This window comes from Bacillus sp. GC_Bacil_1 (genome assembly GCF_026540675.1).
Taxonomy (GTDB): domain Bacteria; phylum Bacillota; class Bacilli; order Bacillales; family Bacillaceae_G; genus Bacillus_A; species Bacillus_A cereus.
In genome coordinates this window covers 152,182-169,288 of the sequence record NZ_JALNUG010000003.1, presented here as the reverse complement: position 1 = coordinate 169,288, position 17,107 = coordinate 152,182, and the positions used below count along the sequence as shown (strand labels likewise).

Here is a 17,107-nt window from a genome sequence, read left to right as displayed (position 1 = left end):
ATGAATGGAAAATAACAATATACAAGGAATGCCTTTACAAGCAGGTGAAGGCAGTCCGTTTGTGGGTAGATTAGTAGATGCGGAGCGTATCCAAAATGGCGTTCTGGTACAAATACCTTTTGACATGTTAGATTATGCGGGCATTCAAGAAAAAGAAAAAGTTGAAGTTTGGGGCATGTCTGACGGCACACTGAGTATTCGTATGGCAACCAAATGTGAAATGTGTAATAGAGGGGCTAGACTCTTCGAATTACAAATAGGGAGTAATTCGAAGAAAGTTTGTGCAGAAGATTATTATAAACTTACAGGTGAACAACCTCAAATAACATTAAATGAAAACAAATCAGAGCAACCATAGGTTGGTCTTTTTATTTTGCACGAAAAGGAGATGAGAACAGTGGAAGATGCAATTTTCAACTCAGTCATTCAACAAGGTGCATTTGCAGCGTTATTTGTGTGGATGCTATTTACTACACAAAAAAAGAATGAGCAGCGTGAAGAAAAGTACCAACAAGTAATTGATAGAAACCAACAAGTAATAGAAGAGCAAGCAAAGGCTTTTGGATCTATCTCTAAAGATGTAACAGAAATCAAACAAAAACTATTTGAAGGAGATGTTCAATAATGGGGTATATCGTTGATATTTCAAAATGGAATGGTAATATTAATTGGGATATAGCAGCACTGCAATTAGACTTAGTAATTGCTAGGGTACAAGATGGTTCTAACGTAGTTGATCATATGTATCAAAGTTATGTTGGTGAAATGAAAAAACGTGGTGTTTCTTTTGGTAACTATGCATTTTGTCGATACGTTTCTGAAAATGATGCACGTGTAGAAGCTCGTGACTTTTGGAATCGTGGAGATAAAGATGCATTGTTCTGGGTAGCTGATGTGGAAGTGAAAACAATGGGGAATATGTTAGCTGGAACATTAGCTTTTATTGATGAATTACGTCAATTAGGTGCTAAAAAGGTTGGGCTATATGTTGGTCATCATACATATAAAGAATTCCAGGCGGATAAAATAAACGCTGATTTTGTATGGATTCCCCGATATGGTGGGAATAGACCAGCTTATCCATGTGATATCTGGCAATACACAGAGACAGGTAATGTACCTGGTATCGGTAAGTGTGATTTGAACCAATTGATTGGCAGTAAATCGTTATCTTGGTTTACAGGAGAGGAACAAACAGAACAATCTGTTGCTAATGGTGGCTATCAATACGTTAAATCTGGTGGATTTGGTATTTCACTGGTTCAGGAAGTCGTAAATGCTATGAATGAGCGCGGAACAAAAGGGAAGGTTGTCTCTGATCCATTAACTGGTTTAGCTTACTTACAAACTGAAGTACTACCTAATGGGGAGCTTGATAAGATTACAGCTTGGATGGATGAAAGAAACTGGTGGTACGAGTACATTAAAAAATAAAACAAAAGAATAGTTTGATGTATAAAAAAGTCGCCCTTAATTTGAAGTGCACCCCAATTGGACGGCTTTTTTATACAAGTTTACTTTTGCTACATCTTACTACATTATAACGACTATGCCATAGTTATTGTATTTGGTTTCTATTATAAATTGGTATTAAATAATTTAATTGAAGTGCACTGCATTTCTATCCATTCATTTGCTATATCTTGCTCGATTCCTTCTATATCAATTAGTACTATACTATCATAGACATTTAGTGTTGCTAAGTTATCCTCACTGTTATAATCTAACTTAGCGATGACTTTAAAGCCTTCATCATTCTGAATTATTGCATTTGCATTTTCAACTGAAAAGGCTATATTTGTATTCCATATAAATTCATCATCTATATCTATTTCGACATTATAGTTTTCATTTTTTTCTGGTTTATTGCCATCCCACTCAGCGATAAATTGACTGCTATCAACTTGAACTAATACTTTATATCCATCTAATAACTTTTCTGATATATCTACTATTTTTACATTCATTGCTTATTACTCCTGTATTATTTTTTATAGGGTACTCTAACTATGTAACAGCAAATAAAGCCTATGTGTATGTGAGGTAAAGTGAAAAAAGGCTCTCAGTTAAGAGAACCTTTTTATCTATCTTCAACGCCATTCTATATCATTTGAATCAAAGTAGCAGCAGGTACCCTAATTCCTTCTAATTAATTATTTTTCGATACAAGCCAATTGTTTTCATAATTTAGATTTTCGTTATTCCCCACATACTGAATTCATAATGATATTCCGTTCTTTCGATACATACGCCGAATTCTAAATCATCACCAACTAATACAAAATCCGCATACCCAGTTAGAAATCTTGATATGGTTGATAACTCTTCTAGATTATCAAATACTTCAGCAATGTTTAGCTTAACTGCTTCAATTTTACCACCCTTAGAGAAAAAGAGTCTCCCTTGATTAACTGGAAATTTAATGTTTTTAGCTGTTTCTTTTAACAGCGCTATTGATAGTCTTCCGTTTTCTTCATAATCAGTGCTACCAAAATTTTTTATGTTTGAATTTTGTTCTAGCGTATTAAATAATTCTTTACAAAATAAATCATTAGATTCTGCATCCATAAATGAGTCCATAGAAATCGTAACAATATTAGAAAGTTCGTCTATTAGTTCTTTTCTACTAGCGTTTCTTTTTGCTTTCATTTTTAGAATTTCGATTCGGCTTTTATTCATATTACTCAAAATCTTTCACACCTTTAGTTTCTTATTTTTTTCCTTTTTTCTTGTATCCTTCAAAATCTTCCGGATAATGTCCAGGGTGTTGGTTATATCTTCCTTTTTCCAGTGGGCTTCCTTTTTCATCATCTGCAGTATGGAAATGGGAACCCCTTCCCATTTTATCTTCTCTATGCTCAATTATATATACTTTTTCATTCTTAATATTAGAATATTCTTCTACCCACCTATGTTCACTAGTTCCATCAAAGATTTGAGTAGGTTTTTGGCGTGGAGTAGAGTTTGGGATTCCAGCGTTACGTCTAGCTTTACGATATGCGCCATTACTAGTTAATAATTTGTCCTGTCTCTCAAGATGAGCTTTATAATTTTCAGTAGCTCTAGCAGTTTTAGCGGCTTTAGTAGCTTGAGCTGCATCTGCAGTCATTTTTACACCTTTTCCAACTTTAGCGAGTTTTCCGAATGGTGTAATACCAGCTACGGCCATTCCGCCTGCAAAAATTCTATCCCAGGTTGACAGTTTTTCTCCAGTAGAAGGGTCAACTCCATCCCAAACTCTTTTAATATCATACTCACCAGTTAATTCACCAGCAATATCTCGAGCTAGTTTGCCGCTATCAAATCCTTTTTCTTCAGAAGAAGGTTTACCACACATTGCGCCTTCTTCCAATGTAACATCTTGATCATCCGCATTACGGAATTTTTCAGCAATTCGTTTTAAATCTTCTTCCACTTGTATAATTGAATTGATAGATGTAAAAGCTCTTGGTCTCGCATCATTGAACATTTGAATGAACTGTTGATTAGAGGCACCAATCCATTGAAAACACAATTGATCTATTTCATTACATAAATTATTATGTATAGATTCTAATGCGATTCGGGTATTACTTGCACGATTCGCAACTTCTTCTAGCATTTCAGGTGTTACTTTGATTTGAACCATTTTTTTCCTCCCTCCCCCAATTAAAATTATGAGACAAAAAGAAAAAAATGTAAATACAGAAACTTTAGATTAATATAATAATATTCGCGTGAAATAGAATCTGCTTAATTGTAAATGAAGCCTATATATGTTAAATATTTTCTTACAAAAGAATAGTTGTATGAACAAAAATTATTATCTGGTTCTATATGTAGATGATTATATATTGATTTTCATCTTTATAAATGTTAGGGTAAATATACACCGTTTCTTATTTATCTATGAGTACTGTCTGTAGAACGAATAGAATAATTTGAAAAAAATCCCCTTTTGCACCTATATGCAGAAGGGGATTTTAATATTTATGAGATTTAAAATTTACTTTTAGATAATGCTTTAAGTACTGGCTTTACAATTAAACCTATTAAACGAAAGCCTTTAAATATAGAGCGTACAACTTTCATGAAGATGCCCCCTAAACTAAATAATGTATCAAGTATTTATTATTTCTTTTCTTTAACTTCATATTTAGCTTCAATAAAATTCAGTACTTTACCCTTTGGGTCATCATTCTCAAATTGAACAGCAGTAACTGTATGTACACCTGGTTTTAATGTATCTTCTGCTAATGTGAAAGTTGATTGTGTTAATTCACCGACTTGAGTAGTTCTATCAAAGATTTTATCAACGTAAACAAATGTTTGTTTGTCACCTTGGAAGTTAGCATAATCTAAACCGATTTGATCCATGATTGTGTTTTTATCCGAGAATAAGACAGGTACATTTCCATTTTCGGAGTTTCCGGCTGGAGTATCAACTGTTATTTTTCCTTCTCCAACTGGTTTAGCATCTTTAGGGAAAGGATGCTTACTAGTTTTTTTAGTACTAGTTTCAGATTTTTCGCTTTGTGTTGTTTGATCTTTAACTTCACTCTTGCTATCTGTAGAACCACATCCAGCTAAAAGTCCTATTGATAGTCCTGCAATAATTAATTTTTTCAAAGAATGTTCCTCCTAGTTGATGTTAATAACTGTATTATTATATCAAAAAACAAAGATGTAGAGATTGTTTATGAAATAATAAAATGAATACTTTATGTTTAGAAAATTTTTCTTCCATATAAAATTATAACAATTTAACAAAACATGATTTCTATATACAATAGAAGAAATAAAAGGTCCTTCTTGTGTTATCACCCTGTTGGCGTCAACCTCATGCGCCTAATGGCCACAAAAAATATCTATTTCGTCCCATTCGGTCAAGATGCGCCAGAGAAAAAACCGAACTCAATGGTAGCTCGTATGGAGTTACTGGAAGATACAGTATTAGAAGCGCTGCAAGGAAAGCAATTGCAACCGGTGGTCGTAGAAAAATTCAGATATATGAATTAAAAAACGAAAAAAAACGGACAATTTTTGATGAAACCATCATTCTTACTGTAGAATATGATAAAATTAACGTTATTAAGATTAGAAGGGGTATTGTATACTCCTTCTGATTCTAAGTTATAGAAGGATTGGTATCTAGAAAGGGGCATAGTGATGGAAAAGCAAAAAACTTTTCATGTCGCTGTAGTTGGAGCAACCGGCGCAGTTGGTGAACAAATGTTAAATACTTTAGAGAAACGAGAATTTCCAATCGGGAAATTAACGTTACTTTCATCTAAACGATCTGCAGGTAAGAAACTTGTATTTAAAGGCGAAGAATTTACAGTTCAAGAGGCAACTCCTGAAAGCTTTGAAGGAGTAGATATCGCACTATTTAGTGCTGGTGGATCTGTATCGAAACAATTAGCGCCAGAAGCAGCAAAACGCGGTGCGATTGTTGTTGATAATACAAGTGCATTCCGTATGACAGAAAACGTGCCACTTGTTGTACCTGAAGTAAATGAAAACGACTTAAAAGAACATAATGGTATTATTGCAAATCCAAACTGTTCTACAATTCAAATGGTAGTAGCTCTTGAGCCAGTTCGTCAGCAATATGGTTTAAAACGAGTAATCGTTTCCACATATCAAGCTGTATCAGGTGCTGGTGCGGCAGCTATTGAAGAACTTCATGAACAATCACAAGCAATCTTAAATGGCGAAGAAGTTAAGGCAAATGTTCTTCCTGTATCAGGTGATAAGAAGCATTTCCCAATTGCTTTTAATGCGATTCCACAGATTGATAAGTTCCAAGATAATGGATTTACATTTGAAGAAATGAAAATGATTAACGAAACAAAAAAAATTATGCATATGCCTGAATTAGAAGTAGCGGCAACATGTGTACGTTTACCAGTTGTATCAGGACACTCTGAGTCTGTTTACATCGAAGTAGAAAAAGAAGGCGTAACAGTAGCAGAATTAAAGAGCTTACTTGCAAATGCGGAAGGTATTGTTCTGCAAGATAATCCAGAAGAGCAGTTATATCCAATGCCAGCTACTGCAGTAGGTAAAAACGAAGTATTCGTTGGAAGAATCCGTAAAGATTTAAATAACGATAAAGGATTCCATCTTTGGGTCGTATCTGATAACTTATTAAAAGGCGCTGCATGGAATTCTGTTCAAATTGCAGAGCGCTTAGTAAAATTACAATTAGTGTAAACGGCTAAGAGAAGGTGCAAAATATGAAAATAATTGTTCAAAAATTTGGTGGCACATCAGTACGTGATGACAATGGACGTAAGCATGCGCTTCATCATATAAAGAAATCATTAGCTGCTGGTTATAAAGTAGTTACTGTCGTATCTGCTATGGGTCGTAAAGGTGAACCATATGCAACGGATACGTTATTAAGTCTTGTAAATCAAGAGGAATCTACTATTTCTAAACGTGAGCAAGATTTATTATTATCGTGCGGAGAGTTAATCTCTGCAATTGTTTTCTCTAATATGTTGAATGAGAACGGTATAAAAGCAGCAGCATTAAATGGTGCACAAGCTGGTTTTGTAACGAATGATGACTTTACGAATGCAAAGATTATTGAAATGAATTGCGATCGTATACATGAAGAGTTAGAAAATGTAGATGTAATCGTCGTTACAGGATTCCAAGGGCAAACGAAAAAAGGTGATACGACAACACTTGGACGCGGAGGTAGTGATACTTCAGCTTCAGCATTAGGTGTTGCACTTCATGCTGAATACATCGATATATTCACTGATGTAGAAGGTGTTATGACTGCGGATCCTCGTATTGTAAAAGATGCACGTCATCTTCAAACTGTAACGTATAACGAAATTTGTAACATGGCTTATCAAGGTGCGAAAGTCGTTCATCCACGTGCAGTTGAAATTGCGATGCATGCAAAAGTGCCACTTCGTGTACGTTCTACGTATTCTGATAGTGAAGGTACGCTTATTTCAGCATATGACGGTGCTACAAGAGGTCGTGATGTAGAAGAACGTCCTGTTACAGGTATCGCCCACGTATCAAACGTAACGCAAATTAAAGTGCTTGCAAAAGAAACGGCATATGATTTGCAACAACATGTGTTTAAAGAGATGGCGAACGAAGGAATAAGTGTCGATTTAATTAATATTTCACCTACTGGTGTAGCATATACGGTGAGTGATAATGTATCAAGTCATGCAGTTAAATTATTAAAGAACCTTGGATATGAGCCAATTGTGACAGAGCATTGTGCGAAAGTATCTATCGTTGGAGCTGGAATGGCAGGATACCCAGGGGTTACTGCGAAAATCGTTACAGCTTTAGCGGAAAAAGGTATTCAAATCCTGCAATCGGCAGATAGTCATACAACAATTTGGGTTCTTGTAAAAGAAACTGATTTAGTGGAGGCTGTAAATGCATTACATAGTGCGTTTGAGCTTTCAAAAGAAAAGCAACTGGAACAATAAGGAGTGAGACCATGATAGATTTTGGGACAATTGCAACCGCGATGGTAACACCGTTTGATATAAACGGGAATATCGATTTTGCAAAGACAACGAAATTGGTAAATTATTTAATTGATAACGGTACAACAGCAATCGTGGTAGGAGGAACGACAGGAGAATCTCCTACATTAACTTCAGAAGAGAAGGTAGCGTTATATCGCCATGTCGTATCTGTTGTCGATAAAAGAGTGCCCGTAATCGCTGGAACAGGTAGCAATAATACGCATGCTTCTATTGACTTAACTAAAAAGGCAACAGAAGTTGGTGTGGATGCAGTAATGCTAGTAGCACCGTATTATAATAAGCCGAGTCAAGAAGGAATGTATCAGCATTTTAAAGCAATTGCTGAAAGTACGCCGCTTCCGGTTATGCTATATAACGTTCCAGGACGATCTATTGTACAAATCTCCGTTGATACAGTTGTTCGTTTATCAGAAATAGAAAACATTGTTGCTATTAAAGATGCCGGCGGCGATGTGTTGACAATGACAGAAATCATTGAAAAAACAGCGGACGACTTTGCGGTATACAGCGGTGATGACGGTTTAACGTTACCGGCTATGGCAGTTGGGGCTAAAGGTATCGTTTCGGTAGCATCTCATGTTATCGGAAATGAAATGCAAGAAATGATTACAGCATTTCAAGCAGGAGAGTTTAAAAAGGCACAAAAATTACATCAATTACTTGTAAGAGTAACTGATTCGTTATTTATGGCGCCAAGTCCAACTCCAGTAAAAACAGCGTTACAAATGGTTGGATTAGATGTAGGTTCTGTACGTTTACCACTTCTTCCATTAACAGAAGAAGAAAGAGTAACGTTACAATCTGTAATGCAATCTATTCCTCGTTAATAAAAATGACCTAGTGTGAAACTAGGTCATTTTTTTATTGATATGAAAATGTTTGAATCTGTTTTAAAGTGAATCTTTTGTAAAATGATTTTAGGATCGCCTTTCTCGTCTGTATATGACCCTATAATATAGAAAACATTTTATGTTGAAAACGAGTATATTACGCTACGCGTTCTCTACTTGTTAAAGTATGATATTGTTCTTTCATTAATTTGGTTCCAACATCTTTTTCTCGATAATGGCTGTCAAATCCTGCTAAAAATTTAACCTTATTAAATTTCTATTAGATTTTGTAATTCATAGCCTTTTGTCATGTAATGCAATGTTTATAAGAAAAGGATCTTACATCTTTAATTTTGTTGAAAAGTAGTTGCTAGTACAGAAAATACTTTCGATTATGTTTTTATAGGAATTGCCTCAAATATGACGTAATCTATAAAAAAGCTTCATTTTATAAGTGTTTTTGTGCAATTCAAGAAAAAAATCTAGGAAATCCATCAAATGAAAGTAATTTAAAGTGTTTAAGTTATTTTTTCAAATAACATGGAGTATAAAAGCAGCGGAAATAAGCCATATACTTTTAGTGCTGTTCCTTTCTTTTACTTTTTCTTTCGCACGATTTAACTTGTGTTCTATTTCTTGTATCAGGTATAATATGGCTAAGTAGCTTAGTACGGGTATGCTTAGCAAAATTGGGAAAAATTATAATTTAATTAAATTTTCATATCATATCGAATAAGATATTTGATTTATATAATGAAAGAGAGGTGAAACCTGGTTTAAAAAATAAACAAGGACATGATATCGCATAACGGTAAGGACATTCGTCTTGGACGGTGAAAATATGGTGGTTGTAGAGTTTCCCCTGGTGTCTCTGCAATTTTAGTGAAATCAGTGTTTGCAAGATTTTTAAACCAGGCAACAACATGAAGAGAAAAGAGAATGAGTCTGTTAAAGTATTTGCTCTTGGTGGAGTAGGTGAAATCGGGAAAAACATGTACTGTGTTGAAATTGATTCTGAAATCTTTATCGTAGATGCGGGGTTAATGTTCCCGGGAGATGAAATGTTTGGAATTGATATCGTTATTCCTGATATTACATATTTAGTGGAAAATCAAGAGCGAGTAAAAGGTTTATTTATTACTCACGGTCATGAAGATCATATTGGTGGAATTGTGTATGTGCTTCGTAAATTATCTATTCCAGTCTATGCAACGAAATTAACAGTAGGACTTATACAAGAAAAACTTGGTGAAGCGGGCATGTTAGGCCGTGTAGACCTAAAAACAATCGATTCAAATTCAACAGTAGAGTTTAACACTACAACAGTGTCATTCTTCGGAACGACACATAGTATTCCGGATTCTGTTGGCGTTTGTTTCCATACATCAAAAGGTGCAATCGTATATACGGGAGACTTTAAATTCGATCAAACTCCAATTGGAAATAGTGGAGCAGATCTTGGGAAAATGGCGCAAATCGGAAATGAAGGTGTACTTTGCCTATTATCTGATAGTACAAATGCAGAGCGTCCAGGGTATACAGGTTCAGAAAAAGAAGTTGGTGTAGAAATTTCTAAAGTGTTCTACGGTGCAGAAGGTCGTATTATCGTTGCTTCATTTGCATCGAATGTACATCGTATTCAACAAGTATTTGATGCAGCTGCCGAAACAGGGCGAAAAGTAGCGGTAGTAGGACGTAGTATGGTGAAAGTAGTAGACATTGCAAGACGTCTTGGTTATTTAGATGTTCCAGAAGGTATGGTTATTTCATTACAAGAAGTAGACAACTTCCCAGAGAAAAAGGTAGCTATTTTAACGACAGGTAGTCAAGGTGAACCGATGGCTGCTCTATCTAGAATGGCAAAACAAGCACATAAACAAATTTCAATTCGTAAAGGTGATACTGTTATCATTGCTGCTTCGCCAATTCCGGGTAATGAAATATCTGTATCAAAAATTATTGATTTGTTATTTAGAGCTGGAGCTGAAGTTGTTTATTACGGCGAAAGAAAAGTTCACGTTTCAGGTCACGGTAGCCAAGAAGAATTAAAATTAATGTTAAATTTAATGAAACCGAAGTACTTTGTACCCGTACATGGTGAGTTTCGTATGCAAAAAGCACATGCGTATTTAGCTGAAGATGTAGGTATTACAAGAGAAAATATCTTTATCGTAGAAAAAGGTGATGTAATTGCTTTTGGTGACGATGAAGCGAACTTAGTCGGTAAAGTACAAGCTGGTAATGTTTTAATTGATGGATTAGGTGTAGGTGACGTTGGTAATATCGTTCTTCGAGATAGAAAGATGTTATCTCAAGATGGAATATTAGTAGTTGTTGTAACACTTGGTAAAGATGAAAAGAAAATTATCTCTGGTCCAGAAATCATTTCACGTGGTTTCGTATATGTTCGTGAATCAGAAGCGTTAATTGAACGATCTACAGAGATTGTACGTATGATTGTTGAGCAGTCAATTAAAGAATATTCGATTGAATGGTCAATGTTAAAACAAAATATTCGTGAATTATTAGGACAGTTCTTGTACGAAGAGACAAAGAGAAAACCTATGATTTTACCGATTATTATGGAAGTATAAAAAAGATCACCCTTATGGGTGATCTTTTTTTCTTTTTAACCCTATCGAATGAAATTTATAACTTAAGAAATAATAGTTATATACGAGTGAAAGGGGATGCGAAATGACAGAACGTGATCGATATACAAATGAAGAAAAAGAAGCTGAGCCAAAAGAAGCTGGAAAAGAGGCTTCAATAGTAGAAAAAATTCAACAGCTTGGACAGACAAATGTACCACAGATGAATGAATCACGTATTCATTGTTTAACGATTATCGGACAAGTGGAAGGTCATGTTCAATTACCGCCGCAAAATAAAACAACAAAATACGAGCATATCATTCCGCAAATTGTTGCGATTGAACAAAATCCAAAAATTGAAGGTTTGCTGTTAATATTAAATACGGTTGGAGGTGACGTTGAAGCTGGACTAGCAATTTCTGAAATGGTAGCTTCACTTTCAAAGCCAACAGTATCTTTAGTTTTAGGTGGGGGACATTCCATTGGTGTACCGATTGCTGTTTCTACTGACTATTCGTTTATTGCGGAAACTGCGACGATGACAATTCATCCGATTCGTTTAACAGGTCTTGTCATAGGTGTGCCACAAACATTTGAGTATTTGGATAAGATGCAAGAAAGAGTCATTCGTTTTGTGACGAAGCACTCGAAAGTAACAGAAGATCGTTTTAAAGAGCTTATGTTTGCGAAAGGAAATTTAACGCGAGATATTGGGACGAATGTAATTGGTGGGGATGCAGTAAAGTACGGTCTTATAGATGATGTTGGTGGTATTGGAAATGCAATTCGAAAATTAAACGAATTAATCGATGTTCGCGCGGAAGGTAGTGCAGAAGGGACAATGTTACAATGATTTTATATACAATTATGCCAGAGCAACTTGTGTATCCGGCCGATTATTCACAATGTGAAAGTCAAAAAGTTGTAAATATAAATGGTGTGGAATTAATGGTTTCTGAAGAGGAACATGGGTGTTATTCTATTGTACGTGTGCTAAGTACGGACCCACTTCACTATTTAGAGTTTGAGCCAGGTCAGAAAATAACCTTTTAGCAAAAAGAAGGATTTTGTTTAGAAGCTATGGTATAATATAAAAAACAAGACGGTTGAGCAGCCATGAGTAGGCTGCTTTCTTCTGTTTATTTAGCATTTTACAAGAAGTGTAAAAATAGAAGATATAAAGACCTGAAAAATAGAGAAAACAGACATATAAATAGAGCGTTTTTAGGAGAGCTTTACTTATATGTAGAACACGAGGTGAAGAAATGGCAAAACAAAAGCAAAGAGGGACGAAGGCAAAGGCAAGACGTACGATAAAGCCAACTTTGTATTATGAAATCGTCGGTTTAACTCTTTTTGCACTTTCGATCATTACGATTTTACAGCTAGGCGTTGTAGGGAAATCGTTTGTGTTATTTTTTCGCTTCTTCTTTGGTGAGTGGTACATAATTGGTGTGTTAGGTGTAATAGCTTTATCGGTTTCCTTTGTTATAAAACGCGGATGGCCGAACCTTTTAAATAAACGGTTAATTGGATTTTATTTAATTGTATTGGCAATATTAATGTTTAGTCATATTACATTATTTAACCTTCTTACAAAAGATGGAGCAGTGCAAAATACTTCTGTTATTGTGAGTACGAAAGATAACTTCTTTCTTGAAATGAAAAAAGGGCCAGATAGCGTTCATTTAGGTGGTGGTATGTTTGGTGCGCTTATGTTCGCGACATGTTACTTCCTATTCGACGAAGTAGGAGCCTATATCATTGGAATTATTTTAGTTATTCTCGGGGTACTCTGTATAACAAATAAACATATTGGAGAAGTGTTAGCTCCAGTTGGTAGAATTCTTAGAAGTCAATTTCAAGTGATACAAGGGGATTATAAAGATTGGAGATCCAAAAGAACGGCTGAACAAACAGAAAAGAAAAAAACAACAAGAAGTACAAGAAGCAAACGTGCTGCAGAACAAGAAGAAGTTATTGAGCCGATGGAAGAAATCCAAATTGATCCGCCAATTATTTCAAATTTCACTGAGAATTATCCTGTAAATGAAGAAGAGGGTAAACGAATTGAAGTAGAGCAAGAAGATTTGATCACTTCACCGTTTATTGAAGAGACTCCACCAATTGAAGAATCAAAGAAAAAGCGTGGAGAAAAAATTGTTGAATCGTTAGAGAGTGAAGCGCAAGCACCTCCTATGCAATTTTCAAATGTAGAAAATAAAGATTACAAGCTTCCTTCACTTGATATATTAAAATTTCCAAAGAATAAGCAAGTTACAAATGAAAACGCGGAAATTTATGAGAATGCTCGTAAATTAGAACGTACATTCCAAAGTTTCGGAGTGAAAGCGAAAGTAACCAAAGTGCATAGAGGTCCTGCAGTTACAAAATATGAAGTGTATCCTGATATGGGGGTAAAGGTAAGCAAAATTGTCAGTTTAAGTGATGATTTAGCCCTTGCTTTAGCTGCAAAGGACATTCGTATTGAGGCGCCAATTCCCGGGAAATCAGCTGTAGGGATCGAAGTTCCGAACTCAGAAGTTTCGATGGTAACGCTGAGGGAAGTTCTTGATTCTAAGGCTAATAATCATCCGGAAGAGAAGTTGTTAATTGGTCTTGGCCGAGATATTACAGGTGAAGCTGTATTAGCCCGTTTAAATAAAATGCCCCATTTACTCGTAGCTGGTGCGACAGGTAGCGGGAAAAGTGTATGTATTAATGGTATTATTGTTAGTATTTTAATGCGTGCAAAACCGCATGAAGTAAAATTAATGATGATTGACCCGAAAATGGTAGAGTTAAATGTATATAACGGTGTGCCTCATTTGTTAACGCCAGTTGTAACTGATCCGAAAAAAGCATCGCAAGCATTGAAAAAAGTTGTGAGTGAGATGGAACGTCGTTATGAATTATTTGCTCATAGTGGTACACGTAACATTGAAGGATACAATGATTATATAAAAGAACATAATAGTCAATCAGAAGCGAAACAACCCGAATTACCGTATATTGTAGTAATTGTGGACGAGTTAGCAGATTTAATGATGGTTGCTTCGTCTGATGTAGAGGATGCGATTATGCGTCTAGCGCAAATGGCTCGTGCTGCTGGTATTCATTTAATTATTGCAACGCAACGTCCGTCAGTTGACGTTATTACGGGTGTTATTAAAGCAAATATTCCATCACGTATTGCATTCGCTGTATCTTCTCAAACAGATTCTCGTACAATTCTTGACGGTGGTGGTGCAGAAAAGCTACTAGGTCGTGGCGACATGCTGTTTATACCAATTGGTGCATCGAAACCTGTACGTGTACAAGGTGCATTTTTATCAGATGATGAAGTTGAGAGAGTTGTAGAATATGTTATTGGACAGCAAAAAGCACAATATCAAGAAGATATGATTCCGCAAGATGTTCCTGATACGAAGCAGGAAGTAGAAGATGAATTATATGATGAAGCGGTTCAACTTGTAGTGGAAATGCAAACAGCATCTGTTTCTATGCTACAACGTAGGTTTAGAGTAGGTTATACGCGAGCTGCTCGTCTAATTGATGCAATGGAAATGAATGGTGTAGTAGGTCCATATGAAGGTAGTAAACCGAGAGAAGTACTCATTAATGATGTACAAGAAAAAAGTTCTTAAAAAAAGCCTAATTGTTTTTACAATTAGGCTTTTTTATATAGTGTTTTTGTTATATACTATACTCAGCAATAAAGAAAGGGCTTACATTTATAAGGTCCCTATAGAATACGAATACTTTGAGTGTGTTTTATGTGAATGTTCGATATTTAATACAGAAAAATGTTGGATTTTGTTGACACGTATGAGAGCAAGTGGTAAGATTACTTCGAAAAGAATCACTGCCTCATATAATCTTGGAGATAAGGTCCATAAGTTTCTACCTGGCAACCATGAATTGCTAGACTATGAGGGGAAAAGTGTGTAACAAAGGATGTAAAGGATCTTTGTGCCGAACTTTTTCTCGAAATGAGGAATGTTTATGGTGCAAAGTTTTTTTTATACAGTAAAGAGTGAAAATTTCATTTTAAAAAATTATTATTATTTATTCGACAATTGTGCTTATTTTTAGTGGTTAGTCATTTGTACTATGTTGTAAGTTGAAAAAAGAGAAAAGAAGTCTTACATCAGAGGTCGAATAATTGAAATGCGGGGGAGTCTTATGTCAGTAAAATCCGATAGTCGTCACCTATATTTACGGGTGATTGATCACATCAAAGAAAAAATTAAAGATGGGGCTTATAAAGAACGACAAAAGTTACCATCAGAGTTTGATTTAGCGAAAGAACTTGGCGTAAGTAGAGCGACTTTAAGGGAAGCGTTACGTATTTTAGAAGAAGAAAATGTTGTCATTCGTAGACATGGTGTAGGGACATTTGTAAATGCAAAGCCATTATTTTCTTCTGGAATAGAACAACTTTCTAGTATTACAGATATGATTTCTAGTGTGGGGAAAACACCAGGAACGATTTTTTTATCATCATCTACTACAACTTTAACAGAAGAGGAAAAAGAGAAGTTTAATAGTGAAGATGGTTTTAATGCAGTGATGATTGAACGCGTGCGTACAGCAGATGGGGAACCTGTTGTATATTGTATCGATAAACTTGCAAAAGAAATATTGCCAGATTTATCGGGTTACAATGAGGAATCATTATTAACGGTGATACATAATAACACGCATAAGCGCATAACATATGCGGTTGCTCACATTGAGCCAATTGGCTATCACCCTAAAATCTCACCAATTTTAGAATGTGAGCCTGAAACAGCACTGCTTGTATTAAAACAAATGCACTATGATCAAAATGATGAGCCAATCTTATATTCTATCAATTACTTTAGAGCTGATAAGTTTAGCTTCCACGTATTAAGAAAGCGTATGTAGGTAAGTTCCTTTTTAGGGAGGTGACAGCAAGAAGTAAGGGACAGCAGCGAAAGAATAAATAAATATATATCATTTTTGGAGGGGTTTCTAGTATGAAGAAAAAAGCAGGTCTTTTATTATCATTAACATTAGTAGCAAGTACAGTTTTAGGTGCATGTGGTAACTCGGATAAGGCAAGCAGTGACAAGAAAGACACGAAAGACTTCAAGGTTGGTATGGTAACGGATGTTGGGGGCGTTGATGACAAATCGTTCAACCAATCTTCTTGGGAAGGACTAAAAAAGTTTGGTAAAGATAATGGATTAAAGGAAAAGACAAATTATCGTTACCTACAGTCTGAAAAAGAAGCGGATTATATTCCAAACTTAAAGAAATTTTCAAAAGATAAGTATGATTTATCTTTCGGAATTGGTTATAAATTAGAAGGTGCAATTAAAGAAGTAGCAAAAGAATCTCCAAAACAACAATTTGCAATCGTTGATACTGTAGTAGATGCACCAAACGTAACGAGCATTACATTTAAAGATCATGAAGGATCATTCCTTGTAGGTGCGGTAGCAGCTATGTCAACAAAATCAAATAAAGTAGGATTTGTTGGTGGGATGAAGAGTGATTTAATTAGTAAATTCGAAAATGGATTTAAAGCGGGTGCAAAAGCAGTAAATCCAAACATTGAAATCGTATCTGAATATGCAGAAGCATTCGATAAACCTGAAAAAGGTACAGTTCTTGCATCAGCAATGTACGGTCAAGGCGTAGACGTAATTTACCATGCTGCTGGTGGTACAGGTAACGGTGTATTCACTGAAGCGAAAAACCGTAAGAAAAAAGGTGAAAATGTTTGGGTAATCGGTGTTGACCGTGACCAAAACCAAGAAGGTATGCCTGAAAACGTAACATTAACTTCAATGGTAAAACGTGTAGATATCGCTGTTGAAAAAGTAGCACAAGAAGCGAAAGACGGTAAGTTAAAAGGCGGTAAAGTAGAAGCGTTTGGTTTAAAAGATGACGGTGTTGGTATTGCAAAAACAACTGACAACGTGAAAAAAGTTAACCCTGAAATTTTAACAAAAGTAGAAGAGCTTGAAAAGAAAATTACAGACGGTGAAATTAAAGTACCAGCTACAGATAAAGAGTATAAAGAATATGAAGCTTCTCTAAAAAAATAAATAGAGAAATAGCAAAGGTTAGTTCATAGAACTAACCTTTGTATGTATAAAACTTCCGAATTGCTTAATAAGTTAATAGTGTAATAGGG

General features: G+C 35.3%; 16 protein-coding genes, 1 pseudogene and 1 riboswitch. Of the genes and pseudogenes, 13 read left to right on the top strand and 4 right to left on the bottom strand.

Going from position 1 to position 17,107, the window contains the following annotated elements; genetic code table 11:
* Nucleotides 1–4: 4 nt before the first annotated feature.
* The 3 genes from OXT04_RS06195 to OXT04_RS06185 are packed head-to-tail and all read left to right on the top strand — an operon-like array spanning nucleotide 5 to nucleotide 1,434.
* The gene (locus OXT04_RS06195) at nucleotides 5–358 is read left to right on the top strand and encodes a hypothetical protein (RefSeq protein ID WP_097822684.1); all 354 of its coding nucleotides are present in this window, start codon (nucleotides 5–7) and stop codon (nucleotides 356–358) included.
* Nucleotides 359–388: 30 nt separating this feature from the next.
* Nucleotides 389–625, top strand: coding sequence for a BhlA/UviB family holin-like peptide (locus OXT04_RS06190; RefSeq protein WP_001261076.1), 237 nt, complete (start codon nucleotides 389–391; stop codon nucleotides 623–625).
* Nucleotides 625–1,434 carry a GH25 family lysozyme gene (locus OXT04_RS06185; RefSeq protein ID WP_097822683.1) on the top strand — a complete coding sequence of 270 codons (810 nt, stop codon included), beginning with the start codon at nucleotides 625–627 and terminating at the stop codon, nucleotides 1,432–1,434. The genes OXT04_RS06190 and OXT04_RS06185 overlap by 1 nt, the downstream gene beginning before the upstream one ends.
* Before the next feature lie 143 nt (nucleotides 1,435–1,577).
* On the opposite strand, the gene OXT04_RS06180 is transcribed toward OXT04_RS06185, so the two are convergent.
* From OXT04_RS06180 to OXT04_RS06165, 4 genes are all read right to left on the bottom strand, one after another.
* Complete coding sequence (locus OXT04_RS06180) at nucleotides 1,578–1,967, bottom strand: hypothetical protein (RefSeq protein WP_097822682.1); 390 nt, start codon at nucleotides 1,965–1,967, stop codon at nucleotides 1,578–1,580.
* A gap of 220 nt (nucleotides 1,968–2,187) precedes the next feature.
* The gene (locus OXT04_RS06175) at nucleotides 2,188–2,688 is read right to left on the bottom strand and encodes a YxiF family protein (RefSeq protein WP_000069067.1); all 501 of its coding nucleotides are present in this window, start codon (nucleotides 2,686–2,688) and stop codon (nucleotides 2,188–2,190) included.
* 22 nt (nucleotides 2,689–2,710) lie between these two features.
* On the bottom strand, nucleotides 2,711–3,628 hold the full coding sequence (locus OXT04_RS06170; protein ID WP_000249941.1) for a WXG100 family type VII secretion target: 918 nt from the start codon (nucleotides 3,626–3,628) through the stop codon (nucleotides 2,711–2,713).
* 482 nt (nucleotides 3,629–4,110) lie between these two features.
* Entirely contained in the window at nucleotides 4,111–4,608 is a 498-nt protein-coding gene (locus OXT04_RS06165) for a hypothetical protein (RefSeq protein WP_065229241.1), read from the bottom strand.
* Between the two features lie 201 nt (nucleotides 4,609–4,809).
* Between OXT04_RS06165 and spoVFB the strand changes: the two are divergent.
* From spoVFB to OXT04_RS06115, 10 genes and pseudogenes are all read left to right on the top strand, one after another.
* Nucleotides 4,810–4,998: pseudogene (spoVFB, locus tag OXT04_RS06160) on the top strand (dipicolinate synthase subunit B); the annotation flags it as partial.
* Between the two features lie 150 nt (nucleotides 4,999–5,148).
* The gene (asd, locus tag OXT04_RS06155) at nucleotides 5,149–6,195 is read left to right on the top strand and encodes an aspartate-semialdehyde dehydrogenase (protein WP_000414846.1); all 1,047 of its coding nucleotides are present in this window, start codon (nucleotides 5,149–5,151) and stop codon (nucleotides 6,193–6,195) included.
* 23 nt (nucleotides 6,196–6,218) lie between these two features.
* Nucleotides 6,219–7,451 carry an aspartate kinase gene (gene dapG / locus OXT04_RS06150; RefSeq protein WP_000692450.1) on the top strand — a complete coding sequence of 411 codons (1,233 nt, stop codon included), beginning with the start codon at nucleotides 6,219–6,221 and terminating at the stop codon, nucleotides 7,449–7,451.
* A gap of 11 nt (nucleotides 7,452–7,462) precedes the next feature.
* Nucleotides 7,463–8,341 (top strand): 4-hydroxy-tetrahydrodipicolinate synthase, encoded by an 879-nt coding sequence (gene dapA / locus OXT04_RS06145; RefSeq protein WP_000564763.1) that lies wholly within the window; start codon nucleotides 7,463–7,465, stop codon nucleotides 8,339–8,341.
* A 926-nt stretch (nucleotides 8,342–9,267) separates the two neighbouring features.
* Nucleotides 9,268–10,938: a ribonuclease J gene (locus OXT04_RS06140; RefSeq protein ID WP_000823089.1), complete on the top strand. Its 1,671-nt coding sequence runs from the start codon at nucleotides 9,268–9,270 to the stop codon at nucleotides 10,936–10,938.
* 103 nt (nucleotides 10,939–11,041) lie between these two features.
* Nucleotides 11,042–11,791 carry a translocation-enhancing protein TepA gene (tepA, locus tag OXT04_RS06135; RefSeq protein ID WP_000139807.1) on the top strand — a complete coding sequence of 250 codons (750 nt, stop codon included), beginning with the start codon at nucleotides 11,042–11,044 and terminating at the stop codon, nucleotides 11,789–11,791.
* Complete coding sequence (locus OXT04_RS06130) at nucleotides 11,788–11,991, top strand: YlzJ-like family protein (RefSeq protein WP_000605020.1); 204 nt, start codon at nucleotides 11,788–11,790, stop codon at nucleotides 11,989–11,991. Before tepA ends, OXT04_RS06130 begins: the two co-directional genes overlap by 4 nt.
* A gap of 212 nt (nucleotides 11,992–12,203) precedes the next feature.
* Nucleotides 12,204–14,585, top strand: a complete 2,382-nt coding sequence (locus OXT04_RS06125) for a DNA translocase FtsK (RefSeq protein ID WP_090977222.1) — start codon at nucleotides 12,204–12,206, stop codon at nucleotides 14,583–14,585.
* Between the two features lie 203 nt (nucleotides 14,586–14,788).
* A riboswitch (purine riboswitch) is annotated at nucleotides 14,789–14,890 on the top strand.
* 233 nt (nucleotides 14,891–15,123) lie between these two features.
* A complete protein-coding gene (locus tag OXT04_RS06120) occupies nucleotides 15,124–15,849 on the top strand; it encodes a GntR family transcriptional regulator (protein ID WP_000114182.1) in 726 nt (241 codons plus the stop codon).
* 92 nt (nucleotides 15,850–15,941) lie between these two features.
* Nucleotides 15,942–17,018: a BMP family lipoprotein gene (locus OXT04_RS06115; RefSeq protein ID WP_000725773.1), complete on the top strand. Its 1,077-nt coding sequence runs from the start codon at nucleotides 15,942–15,944 to the stop codon at nucleotides 17,016–17,018.
* Nucleotides 17,019–17,107: the final 89 nt, after the last annotated feature.

Coding starts and splice junctions, on each gene's coding strand:
- OXT04_RS06195 (WP_097822684.1), top strand. CDS start 5: ATGGAAAATAACAATATACAAGGAATGCCTTTACAAGCAGGTGAAGGC.
- OXT04_RS06190 (WP_001261076.1), top strand. CDS start 389: ATGAGAACAGTGGAAGATGCAATTTTCAACTCAGTCATTCAACAAGGT.
- OXT04_RS06185 (WP_097822683.1), top strand. CDS start 625: ATGGGGTATATCGTTGATATTTCAAAATGGAATGGTAATATTAATTGG.
- OXT04_RS06180 (WP_097822682.1), bottom strand. CDS start 1,967: ATGAATGTAAAAATAGTAGATATATCAGAAAAGTTATTAGATGGATAT.
- OXT04_RS06170 (WP_000249941.1), bottom strand. CDS start 3,628: ATGGTTCAAATCAAAGTAACACCTGAAATGCTAGAAGAAGTTGCGAAT.
- asd (WP_000414846.1), top strand. CDS start 5,149: ATGGAAAAGCAAAAAACTTTTCATGTCGCTGTAGTTGGAGCAACCGGC.
- dapG (WP_000692450.1), top strand. CDS start 6,219: ATGAAAATAATTGTTCAAAAATTTGGTGGCACATCAGTACGTGATGAC.
- dapA (WP_000564763.1), top strand. CDS start 7,463: ATGATAGATTTTGGGACAATTGCAACCGCGATGGTAACACCGTTTGAT.
- OXT04_RS06140 (WP_000823089.1), top strand. CDS start 9,268: ATGAAGAGAAAAGAGAATGAGTCTGTTAAAGTATTTGCTCTTGGTGGA.
- tepA (WP_000139807.1), top strand. CDS start 11,042: ATGACAGAACGTGATCGATATACAAATGAAGAAAAAGAAGCTGAGCCA.
- OXT04_RS06130 (WP_000605020.1), top strand. CDS start 11,788: ATGATTTTATATACAATTATGCCAGAGCAACTTGTGTATCCGGCCGAT.
- OXT04_RS06125 (WP_090977222.1), top strand. CDS start 12,204: ATGGCAAAACAAAAGCAAAGAGGGACGAAGGCAAAGGCAAGACGTACG.
- OXT04_RS06120 (WP_000114182.1), top strand. CDS start 15,124: ATGTCAGTAAAATCCGATAGTCGTCACCTATATTTACGGGTGATTGAT.
- OXT04_RS06115 (WP_000725773.1), top strand. CDS start 15,942: ATGAAGAAAAAAGCAGGTCTTTTATTATCATTAACATTAGTAGCAAGT.